7 protein-coding genes are annotated in these 14,002 nt (G+C 62.7%); 5 read left to right on the top strand and 2 right to left on the bottom strand.

From position 1 onward, the window contains the following. The first annotated feature begins 475 nt into the window (after positions 1–475). The 5 genes from fdnG to fdhD all read left to right on the top strand — a co-directional run bounded on the left by fdnG (position 476) and on the right by fdhD (position 7,566). Positions 476–3,475 (top strand): formate dehydrogenase-N subunit alpha, encoded by a 3,000-nt coding sequence (fdnG, locus tag GXP39_03895; GenBank protein NOZ27182.1) that lies wholly within the window; start codon positions 476–478, stop codon positions 3,473–3,475. A 347-nt stretch (positions 3,476–3,822) separates the two neighbouring features. Next, positions 3,823–4,650, top strand: coding sequence for a 4Fe-4S dicluster domain-containing protein (locus GXP39_03890; protein NOZ27181.1), 828 nt, complete (start codon positions 3,823–3,825; stop codon positions 4,648–4,650). Next, complete coding sequence (gene hybB / locus GXP39_03885) at positions 4,640–5,773, top strand: Ni/Fe-hydrogenase cytochrome b subunit (protein ID NOZ27180.1); 1,134 nt, start codon at positions 4,640–4,642, stop codon at positions 5,771–5,773. Before GXP39_03890 ends, hybB begins: the two co-directional genes overlap by 11 nt. A 3-nt stretch (positions 5,774–5,776) precedes the next feature. Further along, positions 5,777–6,628, top strand: coding sequence for a formate dehydrogenase accessory protein FdhE (locus GXP39_03880; protein ID NOZ27179.1), 852 nt, complete (start codon positions 5,777–5,779; stop codon positions 6,626–6,628). Positions 6,629–6,654: 26 nt separating this feature from the next. Then, positions 6,655–7,566: a formate dehydrogenase accessory sulfurtransferase FdhD gene (gene fdhD / locus GXP39_03875; protein ID NOZ27178.1), complete on the top strand. Its 912-nt coding sequence runs from the start codon at positions 6,655–6,657 to the stop codon at positions 7,564–7,566. A 74-nt stretch (positions 7,567–7,640) separates the two neighbouring features. On the opposite strand, the gene GXP39_03870 is transcribed toward fdhD, so the two are convergent. Next, on the bottom strand, positions 7,641–11,792 hold the full coding sequence (locus tag GXP39_03870) for a PAS domain S-box protein (GenBank protein NOZ27177.1): 4,152 nt from the start codon (positions 11,790–11,792) through the stop codon (positions 7,641–7,643). Positions 11,793–12,020: 228 nt separating this feature from the next. Further along, the gene (locus GXP39_03865; protein NOZ27176.1) at positions 12,021–13,982 is read right to left on the bottom strand and encodes a hypothetical protein; all 1,962 of its coding nucleotides are present in this window, start codon (positions 13,980–13,982) and stop codon (positions 12,021–12,023) included. Positions 13,983–14,002 lie beyond the last annotated feature (20 nt).

Here is a 14,002-nt window from a genome sequence, read left to right as displayed (position 1 = left end):
TCTTGGTGCGGGTGGCGGAAGGCAGCGCCTTTCGCCACTCGAAAGGCCAATCTTGAGGAGCGGACCCATCCTCGTCCCTGCAGGTGTCATGTGTGTCGATATGAACGCTGGACTTTGAGAAGGCCCTGGGCGGCGACGGCCGCCCGCACGGGTTCGCGGGGGACATGTGTGCAGAAGGATGCCTCGGGTGAATAGGAAGGCGTCCTCCGCACTTTGGGGGATCGCGCACACCCCTTTCGGGCCATCACGGGATGGCCCATTTTGGTGCCTGGAGATGGTCACAGAGGGGCTGGCGATGCTGTGACCGAGGGCCTAAACTTACAATAGGGGGCATAGACTCGGGGGCTGGTACGACGAACAGGATCGGTGGACCCGCTACCGGTTCCCGCCTGATGGCCCGTGAGGCGAGGACGGGACGTTGGAGCTTCCGTCGGATGACCTGGACTACGCGTGTGTTTCGCGGGGAGGGTCTGTGATGAAACTGACTCGAAGACAGTTTCTCAAGCTCGGCAGTACCACATCTGCCTGGTTGGCGATGGAGCGCACCGTGGCGCCGACGCTGACGATGCCGCCTGCATCGAAGATCCGGTGGACGACCGAGACGCCAACGATTTGCCCGTACTGCGCCGTCGGCTGTGGGATGATCGCCGGCGCGCGGGACGGAAAGGTGGTGAACATCGAGGGCGACCCAGATCATCCTATCAACCGGGGGGCGTTGTGTAGTAAGGGCAGCACGCTTACGCAGTTGGTGAACAGCAAGCGCAGGATCACCAAACCCCTCTATCGAGCTCCCGGGGCTGCCCAGTGGCAGGAGGTGGAGTGGGATTGGGCCCTGAACGAGATCGCCAAGCGTATCAAGAAGACCAGGGACGAAAGCTGGATCGAAAAAGATGAACAGGGGCGCGTGGTGCGTCGCACCGAGGCGATCGCCTCGGTGGGCAGCGCTGCCCTGGACAACGAGGAGTGCATCCTGCTGGTCAAGGCGCTGCGCTCCATGGGTTTGCTCTATATCGAGCACCAGGCACGCATATGACACTCCGCTACTGTTGCGGCTCTGGCAGAGTCGTTCGGTAGAGGAGCGATGACCAATCACTGGATCGACATCAAGAACAGCGACGCCATCCTGATCATGGGGTCCAATGCGGCCGAGAATCACCCCATCTCCTTCAAGTGGGTGACGGAGGCGATGGATCGCGGGGCTGTGCTCATCAGCGTGGATCCTCGTTTTACCCGCACGTCGAGCAAGGCGCATATATATGCCCCGCTCCGTTCAGGTACCGATATCGCCTTCCTCGGCGGGATGATCAAGTACATCCTGGACAACGAGCTCTATCACCGGGAGTACGTCGTTGAGCACACCAACGCCTCTTTCCTCATCGATCCGGCGTTCGGGTTCAGCGATGGCATCTTCACCGGCTATGACCCGCAAGCGCGGCGGTACGACAAGTCCACGTGGGCCTATCAGACCGATGCGGATGGCGTTCCTTTGAGAGATCCCACCCTGCAGCATCCCAATTGCGTCTTCCAGCTGTTGAAGAAGCATTACGCCCGCTACGACCTCGACACCGTCTCTCAGATCACCGGAACGCCCAAGGATGACCTCCTGAAGGTCTATCAGGCCTTTACGGCGACAGGGGCGCCCGACAAGGTGGGCACCATCATGTACGCCATGGGGTGGACCCAGCACACCTACGGCACCCAGAACATCCGAACCGCTGCGATCATCCAGCTGCTCCTGGGCAACATCGGCCGGGCGGGTGGGGGGATCAACGCGCTCCGTGGCGAGAGCAACGTGCAGGGCTCCACGGATCACTGTCTGCTCTTCCACATCCTGCCCGGTTACCTCAAGCCACCCCGGGCCAGACATCAAACCTTGAAGGACTATCTGGCCGCCTACACACCCAAGTCCAACGATCCCAAGAGCGCCAACTGGTGGCAGCACTACCCCAAGTATGCCGTCAGCTTGCTCAAATGGATGTTCGGCGACAACGCCACGCCTGAGAACGAGTTCGGCTATCACTGGCTGCCTAAACTGGCGGACGACGGCAACTACTCATGGTTGAAGCTCTTCCAGGACATGTATGCCGGCAAGATCAAGGGGTTCTTCGCCTGGGGGCAGAACCCGGCCGTGGGTGGAGCGCATGCCAACCTCAACCGCAAGGCCATGGAGAACCTGGACTGGATGGTGGCCGTCAACCTGTGGGACACGGAGACCTCCAGCTTCTGGCAGCGGCCCGGTGTGGATCCTGCTGCTATCCAGACGGAGGTCTTCCTGTTGCCCGTGGCCGCCTCGGTGGAGAAGGAGGGGAGCATCACGAACTCCGGCCGCTGGGCGCAGTGGCGGTGGAAGGCGGTGGACCCGCCGGGCGAGGCCAGGCCTGACTCCTGGATTATCAATCAATTGATGATCCGACTGCGCAAACTCTATGCGGCCGATCCCGGTCCCAATCCGGATCCCATCCTCAAGCTGGCCTGGGACTACGGCGAGGACGGGGTTGACATCGAGAAGGTGGCTGGGGAGGTCAACGGCTGGGCCGTCAGCGACGTGAGGGATGCGGATGGCAACGTCATCGTGCCGGCCGGCAAGCGGGTGAAGAACTTCACTCAGCTGCGGGATGACGGCTCCACGGCCTGTGCCAACTGGCTCTATTCCGGCAGCTACAACGAGGACGGCAATATGATGGCGCGTCGTGATAATACCGATACCCACCCGGCCGGCATTGGACTGTACAGCAATTGGGGATGGGCCTGGCCGGTGAACCGGCGTATCATCTACAACCGGGCATCGTGCGATGCCCAGGGGCGGCCCTTTGATCCGGCGCGCTTTGTCATCCGCTGGAACGGGAAGAAGTGGGAAGGCGACGTGCCCGACGGTGGCTGGCCGCCTGGCGCCAGATATGCCTTCATCATGAAGCCCGAGGGTCATGCCCGCATCTTCGGGCCCGGCCTGGCCGACGGTCCCTTCCCCGAGCATTATGAGCCTTGGGAGAGCCCGGTGGCCAACGTCTTGCACCCGGCCAACGCCACGAACCCGGCTTTCATACCCTGTAGTCCGGAGATCAGCGAACCCTGCGATCCCCAGCGGTATCCCATTGTCGCGACCACCTTCCGGGTCTCCGAGCACTGGCAGAGTGGCGCCATGACGCGCAATGTGCCCTGGCTGGCGGAGATGCACCCGGAGATGTTCGTTGAGATGAGCCCCGAATTGGCCGCCGAGAAGGGTATCCGGAATGGCGAGAAGGTCATCGTTGAGTCGGTGCGTGGCTCCATTGAGGCTGTGGCCATCGTCACCCGGCGGCTGCAGCCCTTCCGTCTGAACGGACGCATCGTCCATCAGGTGGCGCTGCCCTGGCACTGGGGCTATAAGGGGTTGGTCACTGGGGGCAGCGCCAATGAGCTGACCCCGCCCGTCGGTGACGCCAATACCATGATCCCTGAGACCAAGGCATTCCTCTGCGACATTAGGAAGGTATAGCTCCTCCTGGCTTGGAGTGTGTCTGAGGAATACCGTTGCTTCTGCTGTGGGGAGGCCCGGAGGGGCGGAGCCCCTCCGGAAAAAGCCCTTCTTTTGCCTTCGACCTGCCTGGCCTCGGCCTGAGTCCTTCGGAAAGGGCCGAGAAAGGCAGGTGCAGGCCGGCAAAGCGGGGTTTTCCGTGGAGGGGAGATCCCCTCCACGCCTTCCCCCTGTGGAGCTGATCGTTGAGGGAAACCCCTCAGACATCTTGCCGGTAAATTTTCAGACACGCTCTTACGGCTGGGGCCGTCCCTGGCGCGATAGGGTCGGCCCCGGCCAGCAGGATCGGGGAAAGGCGGTGAGAGAAGATGGCGAAAGGCATGCTGATGGATCTGACCCGGTGCATCGGTTGTCGAGGCTGTCAGGCTGCCTGCAAGCAATGGAACGAGCTCCCGGCGGAGGTGACCCACAACTGGGGTAGCTACGAGAACCCGCCCCGGAGGTCGGCCAAGACCTGGACCACCGTTACCTTTCACGAGGTGACCGAGGAGGATCGATTCTCCTGGGTCTTCACCAAGCGGCAGTGCATGCATTGCGAGGAACCGGCTTGCGCTGCGGCCTGCATCGTGGGGGCGTTGCGCAAAACTCCCGAAGGACCGGTGGTCTACGATGATTACAAATGCATTGGCTGTCGTTACTGCACCCTGGCCTGTCCCTTCGGGGTGCCCACCTTTGAGTGGGATAAGCCGGTGCCCTATATCCGCAAGTGCACCATGTGCGTCGACCGGTTGGCCGAGGGGATGGAGCCGGCCTGTGCCAAGACCTGTCCTACCGGAGCCATCAAGTTTGGCGAGCGTGAGGAGCTTTTGCGGGAGGCCCATGCCCGGATTCAGGCCCATCCTGACCGATACATAGATCATGTCTATGGGGAGGAGGAGGTGGGGGGCTGCTCCATGTTGTACCTCTCTCATGTCCCCTTCGACAGGCTGGGCTTTCCGGCCCTCAAGTCGGAGCCCATCCCCCGCTACGCCGATGTGGCCATGGCTGCCGTTCCTCCTACCGTTGTGGTGGTATCAGCGGCTATGGCGGGCGTTTATTGGATCGTCAGACGTCGGGAGCAGCAGAGCGCCCAAAGGGAAACAGGCCGGGCCGTGAGCGCTCCAACAGAGAAGGAGGGCCAGCGCGATGAAAGCTGAAAGGCGACCTTTTCCCGTCGTGAGCACCTCCATCCTGGGGATTCTGATCGTCATCGGGCTGGTGGTGGCGATCATTCGTTACATGAACGGCCTCGGCGCCGTCACGAATCTGAGTGACGGCCGCGCCTGGGGCCTGTGGATCAGCTTTGATCTCTACTGCGGCGTGGCCCTGGCTGCCGGCGGTTTTACCCTGACGGCGGCGGTGTACATCTTCAACTTGAAGAAGTACTATCCCATCGTCCGTTCGGCCATCCTGACCGCTTTCCTGGGCTACCTGATGGTCATCGTGGCTCTGCTCGTGGATCTGGGGCAGCCTTGGCGTATCTGGCATATCCTCATCTATTGGAACCTGCACTCTCCTCTCTTTGAGGTGGGTTGGTGCGTGTTGCTCTATACCATCGTCCTGGCTTTAGAGTTCAGCCCCTGCGTCTTTGAGCGTTTCAACCTGGAGGCTCCGTTGCGCCTGATCCGGGCCATCCAGATCCCGCTGGTCATCGCCGGTGTCGTCCTCTCCACGCTGCACCAGTCATCGCTGGGTTCTACCCTGTTGCTGATGCCGGATAAGATTCATCCGTTGTGGTTTACCCCCATCCTGCCGTTCCTTTTCTTCCTATCAGCGGTGGCCGTGGGGCCGGCGATGGTCATCGTTGAGACGTCGTTGGGAGGCAGGGGATTGGGGCATTCGATCGATCTGGAGATCCTGGCCGGCCTGGGCCGGGCGCTGCCTTACATCCTCGGGCTCTATCTGCTGTTCAGGCTGGGGGATCTGCTGGTGGCGGGCGAGTTCGGGGCGATCTTCTCCAGCGGTTTGTACAGCGTCCTGTTTCTGGCGGAGGTCATCGGCGGTGTACTCGTGCCCCTCATCCTCTTCGCGCTGCCGGCCGTGCGACGGAGCCGGACGGCGCTCTTCTGGAGCGCGATGTTGGTGGTGCTGGGGGTAGTGCTCAATCGCTTCAATGTGAGCCTCATCGCTCTGGCGCCGCGTCCCGGCACGACCTATTTCCCGCACCCGATGGAGTTTGTCATCTCCATCGCCATTGTGTCCGCCGGCGTGCTGGGGTACATCATGGCCAACCGCTACCTCCCCATCATCCAGTATGAGCCGGTCACCGAGACGGGGTGAGCCATGTCAGCTCGATGTGACTCGTCTCTGGACCCGGCATACGCCGCCATTCAGCGTTATGCTCAGGCGATGCCGCAATATCGGGAGGCGCTCGAGCTCTTACGGGACCTGCTCGAGTTCCAGGCGGCCCTGATGGAGAAAGCGGAGCCCTGCTTCCATGTTGAGCCGGCCGTGGCTCGTGAGAGATGGCAGGTCGGGCGCCCCCTGTTTGCCGGCGCGCTCCTCCCCCTCCCTTCATCCTGGTTCCTGGAGGCGCTGGCGGATCTTCGCGCCTTGCTGCCTCCGGAGGGGATGACGCGAGAGGCCCTGGATCGGCTGCTGGCCTCAGGTGCTGTGGCGCCTTCGAACGTCGATGTATTGCTCGATGAACTGCTCTCTGAGGGCAATGCCTGCATTCGGCGATTGGCGGCTGCCACGTCCGCTGATCCCGACGCTCTGGCCTTCCTGTTGAACGCTGTGTTGTCCCCTTTCTTCGAAAGGCAGGCTGCTCCCTACCGGGAGTGGGTGAAAACGGCCGTTTGGCGGCGCGGCATCTGCCCCATGTGTGGGGCTGAGCCCTGGATGGCCCGGCTGGCCCGCGAGAACGGCCAGCGTATCCTGGCCTGCTCCCTTTGCCACACCGAGTGGCCCTTTTCCAGGCTGGCCTGTCCCTTCTGCGGGGGCGATGAGCCGGGGCCGGCGCGGTACTTTCAGCTTGACACGGACCTGACGCACCGCGTATACTGCTGTCAGGCGTGCGGACGTTATATCAAGACGGTGGACGAGCGGGCTCTGGGTGGGTCGGCGGTGCTTCCGGTCGAGGATGTGGTGACGGCGCATTTGGATGCGCTGGCCAGGGCAGAGGGATACCGTTGAGCGGACAGAAAAGCGGGCGGGGAACGATGCGCGAGCAAGGTGTGAAGGGGAAGGGGATGGATAATGGTGTCGCGCGCCCGTCAGATCTTCGCCCCTTCCGCTGGTGGTCGTTTGCCGCCGATAAGCCGACCATCGCTGGAAGCGAGCCCGTCTCTTACATCGAGGTCGAGGAGGAGACCTTTTCCCCGGCGCGCAAGGCCATCGTGCTGGAAACGGCGTGGCCGTTGGTCATCAATGGTCAGCATTGGTTGACGTTGCTCTGTACTCCCACTCATCTTGAGGCCTTTGTGTTGGGGTTCCTGTTCAACGAGGGGATCATCCAAGGGCTGGACGATGTGCGCAGCTTGAGGATCCAGGAGGCGCCTGAGGCTCTGATCGAGGTCGAGCTTCGGGATGGTGGAGTGGACCTCCCGCAGCATCGCACGCTGACGAGCGGGTGTGGAGGGGGGATCACCTTCGTGGACATGGCCGTTCAGCGCGCGCCGGTGACCTCCGAACGTCAGGTGACGGTTGATCAACTGGCTGCGCTGATGCAGATGTTGATCACAAGCGTGGCAGACGAGTACCGCGAGGTGGGCGGGTTTCACACCAGCGGGTTAAGCCATGGGCGGGATCTGGCCGTCGTGGTCAGCGACATCGGGCGGCACAACACGCTAGACAAGATCGCAGGCGAGTGCCTGTTGCGTGGCATCCCCACTCGTGATGCGATCCTGCTGACGACCGGCCGGGTGTCCAGCGAGATGTTGGGGAAGGCAGCTCGCATGGAGGTGCCCGTGGTCGTGACCCGCAATTCCCCTACGTCTCTGGCCGTTGAGCTGGCGCGGGCGTGGCATGTGACCCTGGTGGGCTACGCTCGTGGGCGGCGAATGCACGTGTACACGGGGTGGGACCGCATCCAGCAGGAAGGCGGGAAGACCCCTTGTGAGGGCGTTTTGTGAAGAAAGGTCCCCGAGATCTTGACGATCCCGGGGACCTTTCAGAAGGTTATACCTCTATCGGGAGGCCGGGGAGATCAGGCCGGCTGTGCTTCCAGGGTGGCCTCCTGCTCCTGTACCAGGATGGCCTTGACCTTCTCGTACTCGGCTTCGATCTGATTCACCTTCTCCTCTACATTCTCCAATCGGCCCTCGCGCCCCATGAATTCCACTTCCTTGCAGAGGTTGGCCAGCCGGGTGGCCCCGAAGAGTGCACTGGTGGACTTGAAGGTATGGGCGGCTCGTTGCACGGTGGGAGCGTCCCCCTGGGCCAGCGCCTCTCGGATCTGTGCCAGGAGTTGCGGGGCCTCCTCCAGATAGCTGGCGATGAGCTCTTGTAGGGTTTCCTCTCCCATGGTCTCCCGGAACTGTTGTAGCGTGTTCCTGTCCAGTGCCGGCCCCTGTTCCTCTTCCTCCTTCGGGGGCTCTGCGGGAGGCTCCTCTTTTCTGCGTTGCGCGCCCCGCTGCAATGCGGCAGACAGCTCCTCTACCCGCACGGGTTTGCTGATGTAGTCGTCCATGCCCGCGGCCAGACATCGATCCCGATCCTCTCGCAGCGCGTGAGCGGTCATGGCGATGATGTAGGGTTGACAATCCGCATCCCAGAGCTGACGGATCCGACGGGTGGCCTCCAGGCCATCCATCTCCGGCATCTGGACGTCCATGAGGATGACGTCATAGGGCTGGCGCCTGAGGGACTGCAGCACCTCCAGGCCGTTGGCGGCCACGTCTGCCCGGTATCCCATACGCTCCAGGAGGCGTAAGGCCACCTTCTGGTTGACGATGTTGTCCTCGGCCAGCAGGATGCGGAGGGGATATCGTTCGGCCAGGGAGGAGTCGATGCGTTGTGGCTTGCTGGGCCTGGATACCGAGATAGGCTGATGGGCCACGATGCTCACCAGCACATTGTAGAGCTGTGAGGGCTTGATGGGCTTGCTCAGGAAGGCGGCGAAGTCCACCTCCTGATCGCTCCCGTCCATGCGGCCGATGGATGTCAACATCACCAGCGGCAGGGAATCGCTGTCACGAAGCTTGCGGATCTCCTTCGCCAGGGTGATGCCGTCCATCTCCGGCATGTGCATGTCGAGGATGGCGAGATCGAAGGGTTCGCCCTGGCGGAGCCATTCGAGCGCCTCCGAGCCGGAGGCCGTAGCTCGCGGCACCATCTCCCAGGACTGGGCCTGGCGGGTGAGGATAAGGCGGTTGGTCGCGTTGTCATCGACGATCAGGATGCGCTTGCCGGCGAGCTGGGGCGGTGGCTCCGTCAACTGGCTGACCACCGGCGTTTGGGAGACCCGGGCCCGGATGGTGAAGTGGAACGTGGAGCCTTTGCCCTCCTCGCTTTCCACCCAGATGGAGCCGCCCAGCATCTCGGTGAGCCGTTTGCAGATGGCCAGGCCGAGGCCGGTACCGCCGTACTGGCGCGTGGTGGAGGCGTCGATCTGGGTGAACGGCTGGAACAGGCGGTGTTGGCGGTCTTTGGGGATCCCGATGCCGGTGTCCCGGACGGCGAAGTGGAACTCGTAGTACCGATCATCGAGCGGACGGCCGGTCACCGACACCACAACCTCCCCCTCATGGGTGAATTTGACGGCGTTGGAGAGGAGGTTGACCAGGATCTGGCGCACGCGCGTGGCATCGCTGATCGGCGTGGTGGGCACGTCGTTATCGATCAAGTACGCCAGGTCGAGCCCCTTCTCGGCCGCCTTGGTCGCGACGAGATCCAGGGCTTCCTCGATGCAGGTGCGCAGATCGAACGGCTGGTACTCCAGATCCATCTTCCCGGCTTCGATCTTGGAGAAGTCCAGGATGTCGTTGATGAGGACCAACAACGCGTCGCTGCTGGAGCGGATGATCTCGGCGAACTCGCGTTGCTCCGGATCGAGGTTCGTGTCCAGGAGCAGGCTGGTCATGCCGATGATGGCGTTGAGCGGCGTGCGGATCTCATGGCTCATGTTGGCCACAAAGGCGGACTTGGCACAGGTGGCCGCCTCGGCCGCCTCCTTCGCCTGCCTCAGTTCCTCCTCCGCCCGTTTCCGCTCGGTGATGTCCTGCTTGATCGCGACGAAGTGGGTGATTTCACCTTCATCTCCGTACACCGGCGTAATGCTCATCTCCTCCACGTACAGGTTGCCGTCCTTACGCCGGTTGATGAGTTCGCCGCGCCAGATCTTCCCGGACAATATGGTGTCCCACATGTCCTGATAGAACGCTCGGTCTTGCTTCCCGGACTTCAGGATGCGCGGGTTCTGCCCGATGGCCTCCGTTGCCGTGTAGCCGGTCAGCCGGGTGAAGGCGGGATTGACCCATTGGATGGTCCCATCCTGGTCGGTGATGACGATCCCATTGGCCGCCGCCTCCAATGCGGTAGCCTGAAGCCGAAGCTTCTCCTCCGCCCGCTTGCGCTCCGTGATATCCCGGGTGATCCCGACCAATCCGATCACCTGGCCGTCGCTGTCTCGCAGGGGGATCTTCGTGGTCAGTTGCCATCTCGGTGCACCGGCTTCGTCCCTACCGGGCTCTTCCTTGTTCAGCAATGGTTTTCCAGATCTCATGATAGCTTGTTCGTCCTCGTAGTATTGAGTTGCAAGTTCTTGGGGATAGAAATCGAAGTCGGTTTTCCCGATCAATTCATCCGGCGTCGAGGCCCCCATGCGGTGTGCGACGGCTTCGTTCACCAGGATGAATCGTCCCTCCGAGTCCTTTACGTAGATGAAATCGGGCAGATGGTTGATGAGCGTGTGGAGCAGTTTCCGCTCCTTCTCCAGGGCCCGCTCGATCTTACGGCGTTCAGTGACGTCGATCCCCGTCCCGATGATGTATTCCACCTGGCCTTCCGCATCCAGGATGGCGGTGTTGGACCATGCGATCAGGCGACGATCGCCCGTCCGGGTGACCCAATAGTTCTCGTACTCGTTGGGGAAACGGCCGGCGCGCAGGTCCTCAAATACGGCTTTGACGGGCTCCACCTCCTCGGGGATCAGGAGGATCTCCCAGACCCGTTTCCCCTTCACCTCGGCGAACGAGTATCCCGTGACGCGCTCGCAAGTGCGGTTGAACCGTACAATTCGGCCCTCTCGATCCAACACGACGATCAGAGCGCCCACCGTGTCCAGGATCTTGGTGATGAAGTCTCGCTCCTTCTCGAGGGCCTCCTCCGCCAGCTTCCGTTCCGTGATGTTCCGGAAGATGCCCCGGGTGGTGACGGGCTGACCATCTTTGAAGAGGCAATTCACGTTCCCCTCCACAATGATGATCCTGCCGTCTTTTGCTACAAGTTTCGCCTCGACCCCCTCCACCACCTCCCCGGCGAGGACCCGTTGGAGGATCTTGGTACAGTGCTCGATCGAGTCGGGGTGGAGGATGTCGCGTAGAGTGAGGTGGGGGATCTCCTCTTCGCTGTATCCCAGCGTTTCCCGCCAGGCACGGTTCACGTAGTGGAAGGATCCGTCCGGACCCACGCTCTGGATCAGATCGTTCGCGTTTTCGAAGAGGTCTCTGTATTTCTCCGCGCTCTCCCGGGCGATAGCCAGGGCGTCCTCCAGCTTGTGCCGCCGATGTGCGTCCTGTAGGCACAGATTGGCGAAGCGCCGGTAGGTCCGGATTTGGGCTCGCTGCGTCAGAACGGCCATGAGCATGGCCACACCCAGGCTGAACCCAAAGTGGACCCACTCCATGGAGGACTGGGAGGGGGCGACCGATCGGACGGTCAGGACCCATCCCACCAGAATGACGGCCAGGAGGAGCGCCAGCCAGCGCCAGGAGAGGAGGAAGAGAGCGGCGCCGACGACGAGCAGGATGAGCACCGTCGTCTGTGCCAGGTCGGCTGTGAGCCGCAGATAAAGCAGCGTGTTGATGAGCGCCAGGAACACGACGCCCGCTCCCAGCGGATGCGCCCAGCGCGTGGAGAGGGAGCTCCGCCGCAGTCGGTCGTAGATGCCGATCAGGAGGGCGGCCGTCCCGAAGGCTGTGGCTACCAGTGGGACATGGAGGGGGGCGGGCAGGAACAGGAGGTAGCACAGGCCCAGGACGGAGTAGAATGCGCTCAGCCCAGCGGTGACCGGGCGCAGGTTGTCCCGCACGATCCCGTCGAGCATCTCCTGTAGGGACGCCTTGGTGATCGGGGGAGCCTTCGTGTCCGCTGTGTCTGAGTGTGGGGTAAGGGTATGGTCAGGGACTGTATCGCTCATCGCATGCGACCTCGGCAGTAGGTTCAGGGGGCCGGTCGGGCCCACAGTTCAATATATCATGCGGCAAGCGGTTGGTGTATAAGCCGATCGGCTCATTTTTAAGGTTCGAGGATCGGGTGATCTCCCCCATGAGGGCTGCTGGATCAGGGATGCAGAAGAAAGGCGCCCCATCTCTTCAATGGGTCGCCTCGGTGAGCGATCGTGGGCGTCTCTGCCCGTCGCGTGCGGTTATGGAGCGGCCGCGAAGGTGAGGAATTTGTTCGGCCAGCTCCAGGGATGACCCGGCCAGGCGTAGAATCGGTTGAAGTTGTGGCGGATGGCGGCATCACTGATCCACAGGTCCAACACGTAGCAGCATTCCACGAAGGAGGCCCCCAGGTCGTTCATGTCGATATCACGCAGGTACTGCAACCCGGCGGGGGTGGTGCCGTTTTGATCCAGGTTCGTGGCGTAAGGGGCCCCATCCCAGTACTGATGCCAGCCGGTTGAGCTGGGATAGTACTTGGAGGCGGGCGGGTTGCCGCCACGCGTCCGCAGTCGGTATCCCAGGAAGTACTCGTCGGAGAACTCCCCGAAAACCTGGAGGACGTGCGTGCCAGCCGGTGCTCCGCCGCATGGCTGCACCACCGTGCCGTCGGGCGTGCGCAGCTCCAGCTTGTCGATCTTGGGGCGCGTGTTGTCCATCTGCACGTGGTGGTCCACCGGCTCCCGGTAGATCGGCCCGGCGGGGGCGGTGCGCCACTCCAGCCAGATCACGTAGTGGCCATCCTTGTCCGACACGTTCGGGTCGTTCAGGGTATCCCACACGGCCAGGACCAGCCCTCCGTTCGGGCAGCCACCGCCGCCGGCGCGCAGGAATCGGTAGGTGGCCGCATCGAACCAGCCGTTGGGGGCGGAGTCGAAGGTGCCGGTGGGGCGGCAGTATGGCGGCGTGGCATACCACTCCCACGTGCGCCAGTGGGTCTCGATCCCGGGCGCTGTGCCGGGCGCGGGTGCCGGATCCCCGGCCTTGCGGAAGGCCACGCGAAACTCCACGATATCATCGCTCAGGTATCCGTCGATGGGGATATACCAGCCGAAGGGACGGCGCGGCGGCGTGGGGGAGCCCGTGGAGAGCCCCTGCCAGTACAGGCCCGTGCCGCCGGACCCGATGGGGACGAACCCGCCATCGATATCCCAGACGGATTTGTTGCCGATCAACGTGATGATCGGCTCCGGCTCCTCCAACGGCTGGGCGGCGGACAGGGCGTCCAATCCCAGGAAGTCGGCGGCCGGGGTGAACTTGGCGATGAGGGCGTCGTTGGTGGTCTGGACCCCATCGCCGAACTTGAGCACGTCACCGTCCGTGAAGCTGAGCTTCTCGGACTCGTACAGGATTTCAGTGGAGAAGACCAGATTGGACAGCGTCGTCTCCGAGTCCGCGGCGCGTGATGTGGCGACGGCGTCCAGGCCGAAGTCCACGCCACGGTTGGGGATGCCCGCTGGCACCGATGCAGGTAGCAACGTGTCGTTCCCGGCGATGATGGTCCCCGTCGCGACGGAGAGCAGGTCCCCGTCCAGGATCGGCGATGCCCCCGGGCGGTTGGCCGTGCCCTCGATGGAGAACCAGATGTCGACCTTGCGCCGCTTCAGCAGGTCCTGGAGCAGGCGAGGGTTCTTCAGCAGCTCATCTCGAGGAGTGTTCGCGAGGCCGTCCACGAAGCTCTGGATGTTCTCCTGGGTCCCGATGAACTGCACCGCATCCAGGCCGATGTCGTAGGTGATGTTGAAGGGGGCGACCAGGGCGATGTTAGGGATGACGAAGCCGGGAGTGAACAGCAGGTCCCCGGCGGTGAACCGCCCCTCCCGGTCGTCGAGCTCCGTGGAGAAGGCGACGACCCGGTCCTTGATGTTCAGGATATCCAGCGCATCCAGCCCCAGGTCTGGCGCCGCGGCAGTGGCGTAAAAGGCGGCCAGCAGGTCGGCGTTGCGGGCGCAGACGTTGCCGGCGGAGTTGAGGACATCCCCGTCTGATATGTACGGGTTGCCATCATAGGGTTCGCCCTCTTGCATCACGAAGTCTTCCTCCGTGGAGAAGGCGCCCATGCGGCAGTTGTCCAGCGGATAGGAGGATTTCTGCGCGGCGGCGGGCGCAGGCGCCATCACCGCCAGCAGGATGATGATCAAGAGCCAGCTTACTTTCCGAGACATGTTGGACTCCTTGTCCTGTG

This window comes from Chloroflexota bacterium, from assembly GCA_013152435.1.
Lineage (GTDB): Bacteria > Chloroflexota > Anaerolineae > DUEN01 > DUEN01 > DUEN01.
This window is presented reverse-complemented; position numbering and strand designations above follow the sequence as displayed.

Excerpts from the sequence above, each read along its gene's own strand:
- GXP39_03890 (NOZ27181.1), top strand. The coding sequence starts at position 3,823 with ATGGCGAAAGGCATGCTGATGGATCTGACCCGGTGCATCGGTTGTCGA.
- hybB (NOZ27180.1), top strand. The coding sequence starts at position 4,640 with ATGAAAGCTGAAAGGCGACCTTTTCCCGTCGTGAGCACCTCCATCCTG.
- GXP39_03880 (NOZ27179.1), top strand. The coding sequence starts at position 5,777 with ATGTCAGCTCGATGTGACTCGTCTCTGGACCCGGCATACGCCGCCATT.
- fdhD (NOZ27178.1), top strand. The coding sequence starts at position 6,655 with ATGCGCGAGCAAGGTGTGAAGGGGAAGGGGATGGATAATGGTGTCGCG.
- GXP39_03870 (NOZ27177.1), bottom strand. The coding sequence starts at position 11,792 with ATGAGCGATACAGTCCCTGACCATACCCTTACCCCACACTCAGACACA.
- GXP39_03865 (NOZ27176.1), bottom strand. The coding sequence starts at position 13,982 with ATGTCTCGGAAAGTAAGCTGGCTCTTGATCATCATCCTGCTGGCGGTG.